At 71.6% G+C, this 17,479-nt stretch carries 15 protein-coding genes and 1 tRNA gene; 11 read left to right on the top strand and 5 right to left on the bottom strand.

Annotated elements, in window-relative coordinates:
• The first annotated feature begins 127 nt into the window (after positions 1-127).
• The 5 genes from creD (at position 128) to QE438_RS08925 (ending at position 5,050) form a co-directional block, all read left to right on the top strand.
• Positions 128-1,453, top strand: a complete 1,326-nt coding sequence (creD, locus tag QE438_RS08945; RefSeq protein ID WP_306990995.1) for a cell envelope integrity protein CreD — start codon at positions 128-130, stop codon at positions 1,451-1,453.
• Positions 1,453-1,842: a hypothetical protein gene (locus QE438_RS08940; protein ID WP_306990996.1), complete on the top strand. Its 390-nt coding sequence runs from the start codon at positions 1,453-1,455 to the stop codon at positions 1,840-1,842. Before creD ends, QE438_RS08940 begins: the two co-directional genes overlap by 1 nt.
• Positions 1,839-2,462, top strand: coding sequence for a GNAT family N-acetyltransferase (locus QE438_RS08935; protein ID WP_306990998.1), 624 nt, complete (start codon positions 1,839-1,841; stop codon positions 2,460-2,462). The genes QE438_RS08940 and QE438_RS08935 overlap by 4 nt, the downstream gene beginning before the upstream one ends.
• Entirely contained in the window at positions 2,459-3,343 is an 885-nt protein-coding gene (locus QE438_RS08930) for a carbon-nitrogen hydrolase family protein (protein ID WP_306991000.1), read from the top strand. Before QE438_RS08935 ends, QE438_RS08930 begins: the two co-directional genes overlap by 4 nt.
• Before the next feature lie 120 nt (positions 3,344-3,463).
• Positions 3,464-5,050, top strand: a complete 1,587-nt coding sequence (locus QE438_RS08925; RefSeq protein WP_306996064.1) for a M20/M25/M40 family metallo-hydrolase — start codon at positions 3,464-3,466, stop codon at positions 5,048-5,050.
• Positions 5,051-5,142: 92 nt separating this feature from the next.
• Here the strand turns inward: QE438_RS08925 and QE438_RS08920 are convergent, their stop codons facing one another.
• The 5 genes from QE438_RS08920 to QE438_RS08900 all read right to left on the bottom strand — a co-directional run bounded on the left by QE438_RS08920 (position 5,143) and on the right by QE438_RS08900 (position 12,558).
• The gene (locus QE438_RS08920) at positions 5,143-5,784 is read right to left on the bottom strand and encodes a LysE family transporter (RefSeq protein ID WP_306991002.1); all 642 of its coding nucleotides are present in this window, start codon (positions 5,782-5,784) and stop codon (positions 5,143-5,145) included.
• Positions 5,785-5,860: 76 nt separating this feature from the next.
• The gene (locus QE438_RS08915; RefSeq protein ID WP_306991004.1) at positions 5,861-6,673 is read right to left on the bottom strand and encodes an AraC family transcriptional regulator; all 813 of its coding nucleotides are present in this window, start codon (positions 6,671-6,673) and stop codon (positions 5,861-5,863) included.
• Positions 6,674-7,160: 487 nt separating this feature from the next.
• Positions 7,161-8,939 (bottom strand): Mur ligase family protein, encoded by a 1,779-nt coding sequence (locus tag QE438_RS08910; RefSeq protein WP_306991006.1) that lies wholly within the window; start codon positions 8,937-8,939, stop codon positions 7,161-7,163.
• A gap of 8 nt (positions 8,940-8,947) precedes the next feature.
• Entirely contained in the window at positions 8,948-11,719 is a 2,772-nt protein-coding gene (cphA, locus tag QE438_RS08905; protein WP_307183957.1) for a cyanophycin synthetase, read from the bottom strand.
• Entirely contained in the window at positions 11,716-12,558 is an 843-nt protein-coding gene (locus QE438_RS08900) for a cyanophycinase (protein WP_306991011.1), read from the bottom strand. Before QE438_RS08900 ends, cphA begins: the two co-directional genes overlap by 4 nt.
• Before the next feature lie 246 nt (positions 12,559-12,804).
• On the opposite strand from QE438_RS08900, the gene QE438_RS08895 reads away from it, so the two are divergent.
• The 6 genes from QE438_RS08895 (at position 12,805) to QE438_RS08870 (ending at position 17,448) form a co-directional block, all read left to right on the top strand.
• Positions 12,805-13,077, top strand: a complete 273-nt coding sequence (locus QE438_RS08895; protein ID WP_306991013.1) for a DUF1778 domain-containing protein — start codon at positions 12,805-12,807, stop codon at positions 13,075-13,077.
• Positions 13,078-13,080: 3 nt separating this feature from the next.
• Positions 13,081-13,563: a GNAT family N-acetyltransferase gene (locus QE438_RS08890; protein WP_235872885.1), complete on the top strand. Its 483-nt coding sequence runs from the start codon at positions 13,081-13,083 to the stop codon at positions 13,561-13,563.
• A 49-nt stretch (positions 13,564-13,612) separates the two neighbouring features.
• Positions 13,613-13,689: transfer RNA gene (locus QE438_RS08885), tRNA-Arg, on the top strand.
• Between the two features lie 132 nt (positions 13,690-13,821).
• The gene (locus QE438_RS08880) at positions 13,822-13,956 is read left to right on the top strand and encodes a hypothetical protein (RefSeq protein WP_306991016.1); all 135 of its coding nucleotides are present in this window, start codon (positions 13,822-13,824) and stop codon (positions 13,954-13,956) included.
• A 91-nt stretch (positions 13,957-14,047) separates the two neighbouring features.
• Positions 14,048-16,531, top strand: coding sequence for a bifunctional aspartate kinase/homoserine dehydrogenase I (thrA, locus tag QE438_RS08875; protein WP_306991019.1), 2,484 nt, complete (start codon positions 14,048-14,050; stop codon positions 16,529-16,531).
• Positions 16,528-17,448, top strand: a complete 921-nt coding sequence (locus tag QE438_RS08870) for a homoserine kinase (RefSeq protein WP_306991021.1) — start codon at positions 16,528-16,530, stop codon at positions 17,446-17,448. Before thrA ends, QE438_RS08870 begins: the two co-directional genes overlap by 4 nt.
• Positions 17,449-17,479 lie beyond the last annotated feature (31 nt).

The raw sequence follows: 17,479 nt of genomic DNA, 5'->3' as shown, positions 1-17,479 counted from the left end.
CGACCTGTCACCCCGATCAAGGCGAGCGGCCCGCCGGCGGACTTCACATTGGCTTCAAGCAGCGCTCAACCGCGCCCCACACGGCCCGCGCAGCCTGTCCGGTATCGACCACCGGCCGGAGCCGTGCATGAAATCCCTGAAGTTGCTGTTGCGTTTCGCCATCGCCGGCGCGCTGGTGCTGGCGCTGCTGATTCCCCTGAGCATGATTCGCAGCCTGATCGCCGAACGCACCGCCTACCGCGAACAGGCCGTCGAGCGCGTGGCGCGCAGCAGCGCCGGCGCGCAGCGGCTGGTCGGGCCGCTGCGCGCGCTGCCGTATGTCGATGTGCGCGAGCAGGCGTGGACCGACGACACCGGGCATGCCCGCACGCGGCAGGTGCGCAGCGAAGGCACGCTGCTGCAGGCGCCGCTGTCGCTGCAGGTCGGCGGCCAGCTGCGGCCGCAGACGCGCAGGGTCGGGCTGTTCGACGTGCCGACCTATGTCTGGAACGGGCAGCTTTCGGCGCAGTTCTCCACCGCGCTGCCGCCGGCGCCGGCCGGGGCGGTGCGTCGCTACGGAACGCCGTATCTGGTGCTGGGCCTGCGCGATGTGCGCGGTCTGCAGGGTGCGCCCAGCCTGCGCGTCGACGGCGCGGCCCTGCGCCTGCAGCCCGGCACGCGCGCCTTCAACGCGCACCTGGCCGGCGTGAGCGCGCTCCTGCCCGAGGTGGTGGATGGACGCGTGCCGGGGCGCGGCGTGACGCTGTCCTTCGCGCTGGCCGGGACGCAGGCGCTGGAGGTGGTGCCGGTGGCCGACGACAGCCGCGTGCGGCTGGCCTCGTCGTGGCCGCATCCGGCCTTCGGCGGCGACTTCCTGCCCGTGCAGCGTACGGTCGGCGGCCGCGGCTTCGATGCGCAGTGGGCGGTGTCCTCGCTGGCCAGCCAGGCGCAGGCCCAGCTGCAGCGGCTGCAGTCCGACGGCGGGACGCAGCTGGACGCGCTGCGAGTGGAGCTGGTCGACCCGGTCGATGCCTATACGCTGGCCGATCGCGCCTGCAAGTACGGGCTGCTGTTCGTGCTGCTGACCTTCGTCGGCTTCGGCCTGCTGGAACTGGTGCGGCGCTTGCGGATCCATCCGCTGCAATACCTGCTGGTGGGCCTGGCGCTGGCGATGTTCTTCCTGCTGCTGTTCAGCCTGTCCGAGCACATCGCGTTCTGGCTGGCGTATCTGATCGCGGCCGGGGCCTGCATCGGCGTGCAGTTCGTCTACCTCGCAGGCGTGTTGCGTAGCACCCGGCTGGCCGGCGCGTTCGCCCTGGCGCTCACCGCGCTGTACGGCGCGCTGTACGGCCTGCTCATGTCCGAGGACAACGCGTTGCTGATGGGCTCGCTGCTGCTGTTCGCCATCCTGGCGGCGATCATGTGGATCACGCGCAGGATCGACTGGTATGCGCTGTCCACGGAGCTGCGCTGATGCTCCTGCACGGACGCGCGGTGCGCCACGCGGCGCGCCGTCTGCCCGCGGCGCTGTCGGTATGCGGGCTGCGGGTCGAGCCGGACGGGCCGCCGCTGCCACCGCTGCGGCGCGGCGTGGGCGGCGCGGTGGTGTTCGAGCTGGCGCAGGCCACCGCGCAGGCGCTGCGCGAGCGGCCGGTCGAGCTGCTGTGCGCGGCCCTGCGACCGCGTTGCCCGCAGCTGCCGGCCTGGCGCCCGTGGCGCTGCCTGCGCGGCGTGCAGGGCGGGCTGGTGTGGCTGAGTGCGCGGTGCGATCGCGCCGCGTGGCTGGCGCTGGTGCCCGAGCAGGGCATCGCGGTCCTGCTGTGGCGGAAGCGCGGGGCGGGGTGCGGTAAATTAGGCCCATGACCTCGCTTGCTTCCGCCTTGCCCGCGCACCGTATCGCGGTGGTGCGTGGCGCCGAGATCGCGCCCTACCTGGACGATGTGGCGCGCCTGCGCATCGCCGTGTTCGCGCACTGGCCCTACCTCTACCAGGGCAGCCACGCCTACGAGTGCGACTACCTGGCCGCCTACGCGCGCTCGCCGCGCAGCGTGTTCGTGCTGGCGCTGGCGGGCGAGGAGGTGATCGGCGCCTCCACCGGCCTGCCGCTGCTGGACGATACCGAGGCCTTCTCCGCGCCGTTCATTGCCCAGGGTCTGGATGCCAGCCGCGTCTTCTACTTCGGCGAGTCCGTGCTGCTGCCGCAGTGGCGCGGGCGCGGCATCGGCCATGCCTTCTTCGATGCGCGCGAGGCCCATGCACGCGCGCTGGGCGGGTTCGACACGACCGCCTTCTGCGCGGTGGATCGCGACCCGGCCGATCCGCGCCGCCCGGCCGGGCATCGCGACAACGACGCGTTCTGGCGCAAGCGCGGCTACACGCGCCGCGACGGGCTGCAGCTGCGTCTACCCTGGCGCGAGGCCGGGCACGGCGAGGTCGCGCACACGCTGACCTTCTGGACCCGTGCGCTGGAGGGGCAGGCATGAGGGTCGCCGTCGCCAAGTACCCGATCGGCCAGCCGCGCGACTTCGATGCCTTCGCCGAGAAGCAGGTGCATCTGCTGCAGCAGGCCGCCGACGCCGGCGCGCGCATCGCGGTGCTGCCCGAATACCTGTCGCTGGAGCTGGCCGCGACCTTCCCGGTGGCCATCAGCGCCGACCTGATGGCCTCGCTGGAAGCGACCCAGCAGTACGCCGAGGCTTTCCTGCATCTCTACGCCACGCTGGCCCAGCGCATGGGCCTGCACGTGATCGCCGGCAGCTTCCTCACCGCGGTGGGCAACGGGCGCTATCGCAACCGCGCGCACTGGTTCACCCCGGACGGGCGCCGCGGCTGGCAGGACAAGCTGCAGCTCACCGGCTTCGAAAAGAACGCCCAGGTGATCGAAGGCGGCGACGACCTGCGCGTGTTCGCCGCCGACGAGATCCGCGCCGGCATCGCGATCTGCTACGACGCCGAGTTCCCGCTGCCGGTGCGTGCCCAGCAGCAGGCCGGCGCGCGTCTGCTGGTGGTGCCCAGCTGCACCGACACGGCCGCCGGCGCCACCCGCGTGCGCGTGGGCTGCCTGGCGCGCGCGCTGGAGAACCGCCTGTTCGTCGCCCAGTCGGTGACCGCCGGCAGCGCGCCGTGGAGCCCGGCGCTGGACGAGAACACCGGCGAGGCCGCGCTGTTCGCGCCGATGGATGTGGATCTGCCCGCCGACGGCGTGATCGCGCAGACGGAAGGTGAGCAGATCTGGGCGATCGGCGAGCTGGATTTCGCGGCGCTGCAGGCCAGCGCGGCCCGCGCGCAGGTGGCGGTGGACCGCGACTGGCCCGGTCAGGACGCCCCGGCGCTGCGCCGCGCCCGGCTGACGCCGCTGGCCTGACAGGTTTGTCATCGGCGGCCATGACCTGTGGCCTGCTGCAGGCGCACAACGCGCTGGCAGACTCGGTGGGTTGCACGACACGACCTTCAACAACCGAGATGGGGATTAGGCATGAGGCGGATGAAATGGGCGGCGCTGGTCGCGGGGCTGGGGATGGCCTTCGCGACCCAGGCCGAGGAAACGGTGGACCTGGCGATGGTCGGCAAGATCCGGCAGGAAGCCTTCCACCGCTCGCAGGTGGCCGACACGCTGCAGTACCTGACCGAGCAGATCGGTCCACGCCTGACCAATTCGCCGGCCATGGGCCGCGCCAATGCTTGGACCCGGGAGAAGTTCACCGAGTGGGGCCTGAGCAACGTCCACGACGAGGCCTTCGATGATTTCGGCCGCGGCTGGGAGTTCAGCAGCGCCAGCCTGGAGCTGCTCAGCCCGCGCGCCGCGCCGCTGCACGCCGTGCCCAAGGCCTGGACGCCGGGGACCAACGGCACGGTCGAGGGCGAGGCCATCGCGCTCAACCTCAAGACCAAGGCCGACCTGGACAAGTACAAGGGCAAGCTGCGCGGCAAGATCGTGCTGCTCAGCGAGGCGCGCCCGTACAAGCCCAACACCGAGGCCGCCTCCAAGCGCTACGACGAGGCCGGCCTGCACGAGCTGCTGGACTTCGCCATCCCCGCGCCCACCGACAAGGCCGCGCGCGACAAGCGCCTGAAGGAATACCGCGAGCGCACCGAGCTGGCCAAGGCCACCAACCAGTTCCTGATCGACGAAGGCGCGCTGGCCGCGCTGAGCATCTCCGGCTGGGACGACGGCATCCTGCGCGTGGGCGGCGGCGGTTCGCGCAAGGCCGGCGAGCCGGTCGGCGTGCCCGAGCTGGTGGTCGCCGCCGAGCACTACAACCCGTTGATGCGCGCGCTGGAGCGCAAGGACACCGTGCGTCTGCGCGTGCGCTCCGATGCGCGCTTCACCAGCCAGAGCAACGACCCGGGCTACAACACCATCGCCGAGCTCAAGGGCAGCGGCAAGGCCGACGAGGTGGTGATGCTGGGCGCGCACATGGACTCCTGGCACGCCGGCACCGGCGCCTCGGACAACGGCGCCGGCGTGGCGGTGATGATGGAGGCCATGCGCATCCTCAAGGCGGTCGGCGCCAAACCCAAGCGCACCATCCGCGTGGCGCTGTGGAGCGGCGAGGAGCAGGGCCTGATCGGCTCGACCGACTACGTCTCGCGCCATTTCGCCCGCTATCCCGAGCCGACCGACCTGGCGCAGAAGGAGCTGCCGTCCTCGCTGCGCACGCCGACCGGACCGCTGCAGAAGACCAAGGAGTGGGGCAAGCTGTCGGCCTACTTCAACCTGGACAACGGCTCGGGCCGCATCCGCGGCATCTACGCGCAGGAAAACCAGGCGGTGATGCCGATCTTCAAGGCCTGGCTGGCGCCGTTCGAGGACATCGGCGCGAGCATCGTCACCAGCCGCAACACCGGCAGCACCGACCACATCCCGTTCGACCGCGTGGGCCTGCCGGGCTTCCAGTTCGTACAGGACCGGCTGGACTACGGCACCCAGGTCCACCACAGCGATCTGGACACCTACGACCACGCCGTCCCGGCCGACCTGCAGCAGGCCGCGGCGATCATCGCCAGCTTCGCCTACCAGGCCGCGATGCGCGACGCGCCGCTGCCGCGCAAGGACGTGATCGAGGAGTAAGACGGCCGCGCGTCGCGTCCTGGCGACGCGGCGCGCTGTCCGCTGGACCGGGCCGGCGCGCCATGCTTGGGCATGGACGCGCCGGTCGGGATTCAGCGCACGACGAGCAGGACGATGACCCCGAGCGCGAACAGGATCAGCACCGCGCCGGAGACCCGCTCCAGCCACGGCAGCGCCCGCGCGAAGCGGCGCAGCACCGCCGCATTGCCGATGCACATGGCCACCAGCAGGTCCCACAGCAGGACCACGCTGAACATCCACACGCCGTAGAACAGCTTCCAGACCGCGCTGGTCTGCGCCCCGGTCAGCATCGCTGCCAGGCTGGCGTAGAACAGGGCGTTCTTCGGATTGAGGATGCCGGACAGAAAGCCCATGCCCATCGCGCGCAGCCAGGACGCCGCGCCGGCTATCGCGCCGCGCGTCGCCTGGACGCCGTCCATCACCTGCAGGTCGCTTTTGCCGGCGTGGACAAGGAACAGCCAGCCCAGATACAGCAGATACAGACAGCCGATGAGCTGAAGGGCGACGAACAGCGCGCTGCCCGGGCGCAAGGCCGACAGGCCGGCGAAGGCGATGAGGATGAAGACGCCGTTGGCCACGGCGATTCCTACGCAGGCGCCGCTGGCCAGCCGCCAGCCGGCGCGCAGCGAGGTGCGCGCGACCAGGAAGAAGTCGGGGCCGGGCGAGAGCAGCGCCAGGAAGTGGGCCGCGGCGATGATCAGGAACTGCTGCATGCGGACATCGGTGTTCGAAGGACGCCCGAGTCTGTGCATGCCGACGGCGCGCGTCTTGAACGAAATTGCGCCGGGCTCAGTCCCGGTAGCGCCCCGGCGTGGTGCCGGTATGGGCCTTGAAGATCCGTTGGAAATGGCTCTGATCGGCAAAGCCGAGATCGGCGGCGACGTCGGCCAACGCGTCGCCGGCCTGCAGACGCGTGCGCGCCTGGTTGATCGCCTGGTTCAACTGCCAGGCATGCGGGGTGAGGCCGGTCGCGGCGCGGAACATGCGGATCATCTGGTAGCGGCTCAGGCCGGCCATGTCCGCCAGCTCCTGCAGCGAGCGCATCTCGGCGCCGGACTGGCGCAACGTGTCCAGCACCGGCCGCAGTCGCTGGCGGCTCGCGCCGGTTTCCCGCGGCGGGAAGACGCGCTGTGCCGGCAGGCGGCAGAAGCGTGCGACGAAGGCGAGGAGGGCGGCCTCCTTCTCCTGGATCGAGGCTGTGGAAAACAGCAGCGCGTTGAGCCGGCAGAAGGCCTGGTAGTACGCAGGCTCAGCGCTCACCCGGATCGGCGCGCGCTCCAGTGCCTGCGCCTGCGGCCGCTGCGCCTGCAGCACGCGCTGCAGCCAGCGCGCATCCAGATGCAGCATCTGGTAGCTCCAGGCGCTGCCCGGCGCAGGATTGCAGGCATGCACGCGCGCAGGCGGGACCAGCACCAGCGAGCCCGGCCGCAGCACGACCGGCCCCTCGGCCGCGCCGGTGAAGACGCTGGTGCCCTCATCGACCGCGCCGATGGAAAAGGTCGGATGGCTATGCGGCCGGTAACAGGCGCGGCTCTGCCACGCACGCCTGCTCTCGACATGCGGCATGGCCGGATCGCGCCAGAACTGCGGGGCAGGTTTCATGAGGGCATCAGGATGGCATGCCGGGAGTCGCGCGCGCGATGGCGGGTTAGTCGAAGAGGATGTTTGGTCAGCTGCTTTGCTGCGCTGGCTCGCTCTTTCGTGCAGGAGCGCGACAGCGGGAGCAACTGCAACTGCAACTGCAACTGCAACTGCAACGGCAACGGCAACTGCAACGGCAACGGCAACGGCGCAACCCCTCCCCAGCCCTCCCCTTGGCCTGCGGCCAAAGGGAGGGGGCAAAGGCACAGCCCCACCATCCTTACGCCGCGCATGAACCTGCCCCCTCCCTTTCGCGAAGCGAAGGGGAGGGCTGGGGAGGGGTGCTCTTCGCGCCATGCTCGGCTGGCGCAACCCACTCCCTGCCTCAACTTGCTATGCACGGGAATGGGCAAAGCCGCAGCTTCACACTCTGCTGCTCGATCAATCGATCAATCGATCAATCAGCGAGACCGGCGAGTCCGAGATGCGCAGTTGCTGGAACGTCCTTCTACCCGACTCGATCCAGCGCCTGCTCTGGCACCGGCGCCCCCGCCCGCCACCCCGAAGCGGCCATCTCATCCAGCAGCGCCACCACCTGCGCGCGGTTGGCCAGCTCGTGCACAGGCAGTACCAGCAAGTCGCCTTCACTGGCCCACGCGAGCAGGCTGCGCGCGGCCTGCACCTCGTCGGGCTGCAGCTGCACACGCTGCGGATCCAGGCCGTCGGCCAGCAGCTGCGCATGCATCAGCGCCGGTACCGAATCGGCTTCTCGGCCGCGGGCATAACCCGGCAGCTCCTTGAGAATCACCCGCTCCGGCGCGTACGCCGCCGCGACATGCGCGACCGCGCGCAGATCCTCGTCCTGGCGATTGCCGGCGTGGCCGAGCAGCAGCCCCAGCCGGCCGCCGCGTCGCGAAGCGTCGAGCGCATCGAGCAGGCTGCGCAAGCCCTCAGGGTTGTGCGCATAGTCCACGACCACGCGCGTGCTGCCGAACATCCACTGCTGCAGCCTCCCGGGATTGTCGTCCGGATCTTGCCCGAAGTGCGAAAGCACCCGCGCAATGGTCGCCGGCGAGATGCCCAGCAGAGCACCAGCCAGGGCACCGGCCGCGAGATTGCCCAGGTTGTAGCGCGCGCGATCGCCCAGACTCAGCGGCATCGCGACGGTAGGGCCGAGGTCGTGTTCGATGCCCGCCAGCGCCAGCCACAGATGCGCATCGCGCACGCCGCACGCCGGCTTGCCGAGCGAGCGATGCAGCCGCAGCAGCGGCTGGTCGAAATCCAGCGCGAACCACGCCAGCGGACACGACAGCGCGGTGGACTGCGTGCGCAGGAACGCATCGTCCGCATTGAGTACCAGGTGCGCGCCCACGCCCACCGCGCGGGCCACGCTGAGCTTGACCTGCGCCAGCATGTGCAGGTCATGCACGCCGAACTCGCCGAAGTGGTCGTGCGCCACGTTGGTCACCACCGCCACATCGGCCTGTTCGACGGCCAGGCCGTGACGCAGCAGCCCACCGCGCGCGGTCTCCAGCACCGCCGCCCGCGCCTGGCCCTGGCGCAACGCTTCGCGCGCGCCGGCCGGCCCGGAGAAGTCGCCGCTGTCGAGTGCTAAACCCTGGAAGAAGACGCCATCGGTGCAGCAGTACGCGGTGTCGCCGACATGCGCCTGGCACAGTGCGGCCAGCAGGCGCGTGGTGGTGGTCTTGCCGTTGGAGCCGGTGACCAGCGCGGTCGGGATGCGCTGCAGGCGCGGCCAGGGCACGTGCGCCGGGTCGGGCAGCTCGTCGACGAACCAGCTGCGTGCGCCGGTGCCGCTGCCCAGCGTCAGTTCGTCCTCGTCCAGCAGGAAGGGCAGGGCGCGGGCGCGCGCCTTGCGCTGTAGCGCGAGCAGCGTCGGCTGCGTCTCGGCCGCGGCGCTGGCCTGCAGCGTGCGCAAGGCCAGCGCGATGTCCCAGATGGCCGCATCGCCGGGCGCGTGCAGCGGCTCGGCCGGGCTGTTGCTGGCGATCCACCACGCCCAGACGTTGAGCGCGGTGGCGGTGTGCAGCTGATCCAGCGGCGCGGAGAGGGCGAGCGTGGCGCCGCTGGCATGGCGATGCCGATAGCGCGCGCCGGCCGGCCAGCCCAGCCGCGCCACGGCCTCGCGCACCAGCGCGTCCCAGCGCCGCAGCGCGTCCAGGTCGAACGCCTGCCCGGCCGCGCTTTCCAGCGCGGTGCCGGTGTCGGCGAAGTAGACATTGGGGCCGGTCAACCGACGCGCGTGTCGATAGGGCAGGGCCTGCATGGCGCGGCTCAGTCGGTCTCGCGGCGGAACACCAGTCCCCGCGCGTCCTGCACCACGCCTTCGGGCAGCGCGTCGGGCGTCTCCTCGTCGTCCTGCGCGTGCGTGGTCCACTGCACGGGCGAAGGCGCGGCGCTGCCCTCGGCGCGGAACTTGGTGATCTGCTTCCAGGTGCGGCTGAGCTGGTCGGCGAAGATCAGCACCAGGTCGCCCGGCCGGCCCATGCGCAGCGCGGCGTCCACCGCCTGCTGTTCGTCGGGGATCAGTTCGATGGCCTCGGCGTCCACGCCCGCCGCGCGCAGCGCGCGGGCCAGGCGCTGCGGCACCTCGTCCTCGCCGCGTCCGCGCAACGCGTCGTCGCGGCGCAGGATGTAGTGGTCGAACTGGCCGGCCACCGCGCGGGCGACCGCGTCGATGTCGGTGTCGCGGCGATCGCCCGGCGCGCTCAGCACCACGATGCGCCGGCCGTCCACGTCCATGCGCCGCGCCAGGTCGGTCATGGTCGCCGCAGCGTGCGCGTTGTGCGCGTAGTCCATCAGCACCTTGAAGGGATGTTCCTCGAACAGGTTGAGCCTTCCTGGCGACTGGAAGAAGGTGGTGTCGAAGGTGCGCAGGCCCTGGCGGATCGCCTCGAGCCTGAGCCCCAGCGCGAAGGCCATCGCCGCGGCGAACATCGCGTTGGACACGTTGTGCGTGGCGCGGCCCTCCAGCGTGGCCGGGATCAGATGCGTCCACAGCAGCGGCAGATGCGCGCCCTTGTCGTAGAGCGTGATCATCTGGCCGTTGACGCCGTCCTCCAGTGCGCAGGCGCGGCCGCCGGCGCGGATATGCGCACGCACCAGCGCATGGGAAGGGTTGGTGGTGACGTAGCAGACGTTGCGCGCCTGCGTGTAGGCGGACATGCGCAGCACCAGCGGGTCGTCGGCGTTGAGCACCGCGCAGTCGCGCGCCACCTCCACCACGATGCGCTTGACCCGCGCCAGCTGCGCCAGTGTGTCCACGCCGCGCGCGCCCAGGTGATCGGCGGCGACGTTGAGCACCGCGCCCACGTCCACCTCCGGTACGCCCAGCCCGGCGCGCAGCAGGCCGCCGCGTGCGGTCTCGAGCAGGGCGATGTCGATCTGCGGATCGCCCAGCACCATGCGTGCGGCGAGCGGGCCGGTCATGTCGCCCTCGACGGTGCGCTGGCCGTCGATGTACACCCCGTCGGTGCTGGTCATGCCCGGCACGTGGCCGGCCATCTTGGCGATGTGCGCCAGCATGCGCACGGTGGTGGTCTTGCCGTTGGTGCCGGTCAGCGCGGCGATGGGCACGCGCGACGGCGTGCCGGGCGGGAACAGCATGTCCAGCACCGGCCCGGCCGCATCGCGCGGGCGGCCCTCACTCGGCGCCACGTGCATGCGCAGCCCGGGCGCGGCGTTGACCTCGCAGATCGCCCCGCCCACCTCGCGATGGCTGCGCGCGATGTCCGGGCTGATGAAGTCCACGCCGGCCACATCCAGGCCGATCGCGCGCACCGCGCGCACGGCCATGTCGCGGTTGTCGGGGTGGATCAGGTCGGTGACGTCGGTGGCGGTGCCCCCGGTGGACAGGTTGGCGGTGGCGCGCAGGTACACCACCTCGCCGGCCGCCGGCACGCTGAAGTGGCCGTAGCCGACGCGTTCGAGCATGGCGTCGGCCTGTTCGTCCAGCTCCAGCTGGGTCAGCACCTTCTCGTGGCCGATGCCGCGGCGCGGATCGGCGTTGACCCGGTCGACCAGCTCGGCGATGTCGGCCATGCCATCGCCGACCACATGCCCGGGCGTGCGCCGGGTGGCGGCGACCAGCGCGCCATCCACCACCAGCAGGCGATGGTCGTCGCCGGCGATGTGGGTCTCCACGATCACCGAGCGTGCGTGTTCGCGCGCGGCCTCGAAGCCGGCGGCGATCTCCTCCGGCGTGGACAGGTCGATGCTGATGCCGCGCCCGTGGTTGCCGTTGTAGGGCTTGGTGACGACCGGGCCGCCCAGCGCGCGCGCGGCGCGCACCGCGCCTTCCAGCGTGGTGACCAGGCGCTGCTGCGGCACCGGCAGCCCCAGTCCGGCCAGCAGATGATTGGTGGCCTCCTTGTCGCTGGCCAGCTCGACCGCCAGATGCGGCGTGCGCCCGGTCAGCGTGGCCTGGATGCGCTGCTGATAGTGGCCGTGGCCGAACTGGATCAGCGAATGGGTGTCCAGCCGCAGCCACGGAATGCCGCGCGCCTGCGCCGCCGCGACCAGCGCGGCGGTGGACGGGCCCAGTGCGCGCCGCTGGGCATAGAGGATGTAGTCGACCTTGGCCGTGTCCCAGGCCCAGCCATCGTCCAGCGCCACGTCGCCGCGCAGGGGCGCGGGCAGCAGCGAGGTGAGCAGGCGCAGGGCCAGCTCGCCGGCGGCCAGGCCCTCTTCGCGCTGGGTGTAGGCGTAGACCACCCGCTCCAGGCCCGGCGGCGCGTCCTCGCCGAGCAGAGTGGCGCCGAAGCGTACGTCCTCGCCGGCCATGGCCTGCACCGCCAGCGCCATGTGCTGCAGGACCTCGCTCAGCGGCAGGCCATCGCCCGCGCGCAGGCGATGGGCGAAGTCGCCGTGCGCGGCCAGGCCGGGCAGGGCGGCCAGCAGCGCCTCGGCGAAGGCCGCTCCCAGCCGGCCGCTGGGCCATTCGCGCAGATCGCCCGGGTCCAGGTCAAGCCGTATCACCGGCTCGTGCGCGTAGACCGAGGGGCCCAGATAGACCGCGCGTTCGACGATGCGCAGGGGCCGGCTCATGTCGGCTCCCGCGCCAGCGTGCCGGGCGAGGCCGTGCGCGTGGCCAGGTTGTAGGTGGCCCCGGCCAGCAGCAGATGCATCTTCAGGCCGAGCATGCACACCGGGTCGCGCTCGCTGGCCTCGGCCATGGACGAGAACTCCAGCTCGCCCGCATCGACCACCGTGACCGCGCCGGAGCCTTCCACTTCCAGCGTGTTGTCCGGGCCGATGAAGGCGGCGGTGTCCTCGTCCAGGCCGATGCCGATGGCGAAGGGGTTGTAGGCCAGCGCCGCCAGCAGCCGGCCCAATCGGTCGCGCTGGCGGAAGTGCTGGTCGATCACGAAGCGGTTGGTCAGCCCCAGGCCGGGCGCCAGGCGCACCGAATCGGCCTGCGGCGCCGAGCCCTCGCGGCCGAAGGCGATCATGTGCTCGGACAGGATCGCGGCCCCGGCGCTGGTGCCGCCGACCGGGATCCCGGTCGCGTTGCGCGCGCGGATCAGCTGCGCGGCCGGCGTGCCGCCCAGCAGCGTGGACAGCCGCAGCTGGTTGCCGCCGGTGAAGAAGATCGCGCTGGCCTGTTCGATCCGCGCCAGCCGCGCACGGTCCTGGCCGTCGCGGCGCGTGCCGAAGTCCAGCACCTCCACCTGGCGCGCGCCGAGTTCGTCGAACAGCTGTTCGTAGCGCGGCCCGGCCTCGCGCGACTGGCTGGCCGTGGGGATCACCGCGATCCGTGCCGCCTTGCCTCCGGCTAGCGCCACGAAGCGGCGCAGGATGCGCGCGTCGCGCCCCTTGTCCTCGGCCCCGCCGATCGGCACCAGCCAGCCCCGCGCCGCGCCTTCGGCCACCTTGCTCGGACACATGACGCTGCCGCTCCTCGCCCGTTCAAACAGGCCGGGCAACGTAGCACGCGCGGTGTGGGCGGGCTGTCCGCGGGGTGACCGGCGGCCGCGGCGTCGAGCGCGTGTCTGTGTGCCTGGGTGGGCAATCGGGCCGGGACGTTCGATACAGGACAAAGGCCCGGTTATGGCCACGGATGCGCCCTGAACTGCGATCCACGCGCAGACCGGTCGTACGGTATACTTCCGTACAAGTACAGGAGCCCTGTCATGAGCGTCTCACCCGCCCGTCTGGATCTGCGTCTCGCAACGCACGACAAGGAACGCATCGCCCGCGCCGCCGCGCTGCGCGGCATGCCGGTGTCGTCCTTCGTGCGCGACGCCGTGCTGCGCGAGGCCGATGCCGCCATCGCGGCCGACGTGGTCGTGACCCTGTCCAGGACCGAATCGCGCCACTTCCTGGAGGCGCTCGACGCACCGCTGCGCCCCAACGCACGCTTGAAGAAGGCGATGGACGCCGCGGCGCGCGTGGCCAAGCGCTGATCCGTGGCGCTGGCCTTCGCCGTCCTGGACGGCAGGCGGCACGACCGCGACGGCTTCCGCTGCGGCGTGGCGGCGCTGGACGACTATCTGCGCCAGCGCGCGGGACAGCACCAGCGCGACGGCATCGCCACCACCCATGTCCTGATCGACGATGCCGCCCCCGCGCGCTTGCTCGGCTACTGCGCGCTGTCGGCCGCGCAGCTGCATCTGACTGAGCTGAAGCCGGCCGATCGCAAGCGTCTGCCCGCCTATCCGGTGCCGGCGATCCGCCTGGGCCGGCTGGCGGTGGCGCAGGCCGAGCAGGGGCGTGGCCACGGCCAGCTGCTGCTCGGCCATGCGGTCAATCTCGCCCTGTCGGTGCGCTCCACGCTGGGCGTGCGCGTGATGGTCGTCGACGCCAAGGACGCGCGCGCCGCGGCGTTCTACGAGGGCTTCGGCTTTCGCCGCACCGCCTCGGCGGCCATGACGCTCTACCTGCCGCTGTGACCGGCGGCCCGCAGCCCGCGTCCAGCCGGTACAATCGCTCCCCGCGCATGGCCCCGTAGCTCAGCTGGATAGAGCGTCCCCCTCCTAAGGGGAAGGTCGCCCGTTCGAATCGGGCCGGGGTCACCATCGCGCAGCCATCAGGTGTGGCGAAAATTTCGCCAGCGCCGGGTGGGTCTTCGAAGTTGCGCGTGAAACCATGAGAGGCCTTGTTTCACAGTGCTTGACAGGCTTGCGGTGCATGCGGTTCATTAGTTGCCCATGACGAACCTGCCCACCCCTGCCGTGACCGCCAGCGCAACTTGCGCGGGCTTCGTCGCGGGCGCGGCGGGCATCGGCACGATTACCACCACCACGATCACCCGGACCCGGGTGCTGGTGGCCGTGCAAGCGTAGGTTCTTCGCAAACACCGCCCCGCACCCGGATCAGGATGCGGGAGCCCCACATCCTGATGCGCGCGAGGCCTTCTCCCCACCCGAGGTCTCCATGTCGTCGCCCGCTGCATCCGCCCAACCGCTGAAAACCGTCGCCCACAAGTTCGGCGGCACCTCCGTGGCCGATGCCACGCGTTACCGCCACGTGGCCGACCTGCTGCTGGCGCGCGATGAGGACGAGCAGGTCACCGTGGTCTCGGCAATGAAGGGCGTCACCGATGCGCTGATCGACCTGGCCGGGCGTGCGGCCGGCAACCTGGCCGACTGGCGCGAGCGCTGGCACGAGCTGCGCGCGCGCCATCGCGGCGCGGCGGTGGCGCTGCTGGGTGAGGATTCCGGGGCGACGGTGGAATGGCTGGACGGGCAGTTCGACACGCTGGCCGAGGTGCTGCAGGCGCTGTCGGTGATCGGCGAGCTGCCGCGCGAGGTGCTCGAGCGCGTGCAGGGCCTGGGCGAGGTGTATTCGGCGCGGCTGCTGGGCGACCACCTGCGCAGCCGCGGCCAGGACTGCGCGGTGCTCGATGCGCGCGAGGTGCTGGTGGTCGATCGCGGCGAGCTGGGCGTGGACGTGGACTGGGAGACCAGCGCCCAGCGCCTGGCGCTGTGGCGCGCCAGCCACCCGGCCCGGCGCGTGGTGGTGACCGGCTTCGTCGCGCGCGATCGCGCCAACCGCATCACCACCCTGGGCCGCAACGGCAGCGACTACTCAGGGGCGATCTTCGCCGCGCTGTTCAACGCCGCCGAGCTGCATATCTGGACCGACGTGGACGGCGTGCTCTCGGCCGATCCGCGCGTGGTGCCCGAGGCGGTGCAGCTGGAATCGCTCAGCTACGACGAGGCCTGCGAACTGGCTTATTTCGGCGCCAAGGTCGTGCATCCGCAGACCATGTCGCCGGCGATCGAGCGCGGCCTGCCGATCATCATCCGCAACACCTTCCAGCCCGAGCATCCGGGCACGCGCATCACCGCGCGCAAGGACGCGGCCGGCCCGGTCAAGGGCCTGACGCTCTCGCCCGACCTGGCGGTGGTCAACCTGGAAGGCACCGGCCTGATCGGCGTGCCGGGCACGGCCGAGCGCGTGTTCTCGGCGCTGCGTGCCGAACGCGTGTCGGTGGTGATGATCTCGCAGGGCTCCTCGGAGCATTCGATCTGCTGCGTGGTCAAGGCGGTCGATGCCGCGCGTGCGCGCACCGCGCTGCTGACCGCCTTCGCCCACGAGCTGGCGATCGGCCAGATCCAGCGCGTGCAGCTCACCGACGGGGTCAGCGTGCTGGCCGCGGTGGGCGACGGCATGGCCGGCCTGCCGGGCGTGGCGGCGCGGTTGTTCGAATCGCTGGGCCGCGCGCGGGTCAACATCCTGGCCATCGCCCAGGGCTCGTCGGAGCGCAACATCTCGGTGGCCATCGCCAGCAGCGATGCGACCAAGGCGCTGCGCGCCGCGCATGCCGGCTTCTGGCTCTCGCCGCAGACCTTCGCGGTCGGCGTGATCGGGCCGGGCCATGTCGGCGGCGCGCTGCTGGATCAGCTGCGCGCGGCGCAGCCGCAGCTGCTGGGCAAGGCCAATGTCGACCTGCGCCTGCGCGCGATCGCCTCCTCGCACCGCATGCTGCTGGCCGAACGCAGCATCGAGGACGACTGGCGCGGCGTCTTCGCCCAGGCGCGCGAGCCGCTGGACCTGGACCGCTTCACCGAACACCTGCTGGCCTCGCACCTGCCGCACACGGTGATCGTGGACTGTTCGGCCAGCCCGGCCGTGGCCGATCGCTACGCCGGCTGGCTGGCCGCGGGCATCCACGTGGTCACGCCGAACAAGCAGGCCGGCTCGGGCTCGCTGCAGCGCTTCGAGGCCATCGCCGAGGCCGCGGCCGCCAGCGGGGCGCGCTTCCGCTACGAGGCCACCGTCGGCGCCGGCCTGCCGGTGATCACCACGCTGCGCGACCTGGTGGACACCGGCGATGCGGTGACCAGCATCGAAGGCATCTTCTCCGGCACGCTGGCCTGGCTGTTCAACCGCTTCGACGGCAGCGTGCCGTTCTCCGAACTGGTGCGGCAGGCGCGGGCGATGGGCTATACCGAGCCGGATCCGCGCGACGACCTGTCCGGCACCGATGTCGGCCGCAAGCTGGTGATCCTGGCGCGCGAGGCCGGCCGTGCGCTGTCGCTGGAAGACGTGCGCATCGAGAGCCTGGTGCCGCAGGCGCTGCGCCAGGCCAGCGTGGAGGACTTCATGGCGCGCCTGGACGAAGTGGACGCCGACTTCGCCCAGCGCCTGGCCGCGGCGAAGGCGGCCGGCAAGGTGCTGCGCTACGTCGCGCGCCTCGATCAGGACGGCGCCAGCGTCGGCCTGGTCGAGCTGCCCGCCGACCATGCCTTCGCCAACCTGCGCCAGACCGACAACGTCGTGCAGTTCACCACGCGCCGCTACTGCGACAACCCGCTGATCGTGCAGGGCCCCGGCGCCGGCCCGGAAGTGACCGCGGCCGGCGTGTTCGCCGATGTGCTGCGCGTGGCGGCCGGGCAGGGGGCGCGCCTGTGAGGCGGGAGGCACGCGCGTTCTCGCCGGCCTCGGTCGGCAATGTCGGGGTCGGCTTCGACATCCTGGGGCATGTGATCGAAGGCCCGGGCGATACGGTCACCGTGCGCCGCATCGAGGAGCCTGTGGTGCGCATCGCCGCCATCCGCGGCACCACGCTCGACCTGCCGTTGGAAGCGCCGGCCAACACGGCGGGCGCGGCCCTGATCGCGATGCGCGAGGCGCTGGAGCTGCCCTTCGGCTTCGAGGTGGAGATCGACAAGGGCATCGCGCTGGGTTCGGGCATGGGCGGTTCGGCCGCCTCCTGTGTGGCCGCGGTGGTCGCGGCCAATGCCTTGCTCGACGAACCGCTGAGCCTGCAGGCACTGTACCCGTTCACCCTTGTCGGCGAGGCGGTGGCCAGCGGCGGCCGGCATGGCGACAACCTGGGGCCGATGCTGCTGGGCGGGCTGGTGCTGGCCACGGCCGAGCACCTGGCCAGCGTGCCGGTGCCGCAGGGCTGGCACAGCCTGCTGGTGCATCCCGACGCGGTGCTGGAGACACGCCGCGCGCGCGCCGCGCTGGCCGGCGCCTACGAGCTGAAGGACTTCGTCCACCAGAGCGCCAATCTGGCCCTGGTCCTGGCCGGCTGCTATCAGGGCGATGCCACCCTGGTGCGCGCGGGCCTGGCCGACGTGCTGGTCGAACCGCGGCGCGCGCCGCTGATCGGCGGCTTCGACGCGGCCAAGGCGGCGATGCTGGCCGGCGGGGCGATGGGGGCGAGCATCTCCGGTGCCGGGCCGAGCATCTTCGGCTGGTTCGAGACGCGCGCCGAGGCGCAGGCCGCGGCGCCGGCGGTGCAGGCAGCGTTCGAGCAGGCCGGCTTCACCTCGCAGGCCTGGGTCTCGCGCATCGCCGCGCCAGGGGCGCACGTGCTCTGACCTTCTTGGCACCCAGAGACTCATCCTCCTG

The sequence above is a fragment of the Pseudoxanthomonas sp. SORGH_AS_0997 genome, from assembly GCF_031453535.1.
Classification (GTDB): Bacteria; Pseudomonadota; Gammaproteobacteria; order Xanthomonadales; family Xanthomonadaceae; genus Pseudoxanthomonas_A; species Pseudoxanthomonas_A winnipegensis.
Note: the sequence above shows the minus strand (reverse complement) of the source record. Positions and strands in the feature narration are given on the sequence as shown.

What these genes read in the sequence shown, in the direction of transcription:
- cphA (WP_307183957.1), bottom strand. Translation starts at nt 11,719, where the DNA reads ATGAGCCGGCCCCTGCGCATCGTCGAACGCGCGGTCTATCTGGGCCCC.
- QE438_RS08880 (WP_306991016.1), top strand. Translation starts at nt 13,822, where the DNA reads ATGACGAACCTGCCCACCCCTGCCGTGACCGCCAGCGCAACTTGCGCG.
- QE438_RS08910 (WP_306991006.1), bottom strand. Translation starts at nt 8,939, where the DNA reads ATGCAGGCCCTGCCCTATCGACACGCGCGTCGGTTGACCGGCCCCAAT.
- QE438_RS08930 (WP_306991000.1), top strand. Translation starts at nt 2,459, where the DNA reads ATGAGGGTCGCCGTCGCCAAGTACCCGATCGGCCAGCCGCGCGACTTC.
- QE438_RS08920 (WP_306991002.1), bottom strand. Translation starts at nt 5,784, where the DNA reads ATGCAGCAGTTCCTGATCATCGCCGCGGCCCACTTCCTGGCGCTGCTC.
- QE438_RS08925 (WP_306996064.1), top strand. Translation starts at nt 3,464, where the DNA reads ATGAAATGGGCGGCGCTGGTCGCGGGGCTGGGGATGGCCTTCGCGACC.
- QE438_RS08935 (WP_306990998.1), top strand. Translation starts at nt 1,839, where the DNA reads ATGACCTCGCTTGCTTCCGCCTTGCCCGCGCACCGTATCGCGGTGGTG.
- thrA (WP_306991019.1), top strand. Translation starts at nt 14,048, where the DNA reads ATGTCGTCGCCCGCTGCATCCGCCCAACCGCTGAAAACCGTCGCCCAC.
- QE438_RS08900 (WP_306991011.1), bottom strand. Translation starts at nt 12,558, where the DNA reads ATGTGTCCGAGCAAGGTGGCCGAAGGCGCGGCGCGGGGCTGGCTGGTG.
- QE438_RS08940 (WP_306990996.1), top strand. Translation starts at nt 1,453, where the DNA reads ATGCTCCTGCACGGACGCGCGGTGCGCCACGCGGCGCGCCGTCTGCCC.
- QE438_RS08915 (WP_306991004.1), bottom strand. Translation starts at nt 6,673, where the DNA reads ATGAAACCTGCCCCGCAGTTCTGGCGCGATCCGGCCATGCCGCATGTC.
- creD (WP_306990995.1), top strand. Translation starts at nt 128, where the DNA reads ATGAAATCCCTGAAGTTGCTGTTGCGTTTCGCCATCGCCGGCGCGCTG.
- QE438_RS08895 (WP_306991013.1), top strand. Translation starts at nt 12,805, where the DNA reads ATGAGCGTCTCACCCGCCCGTCTGGATCTGCGTCTCGCAACGCACGAC.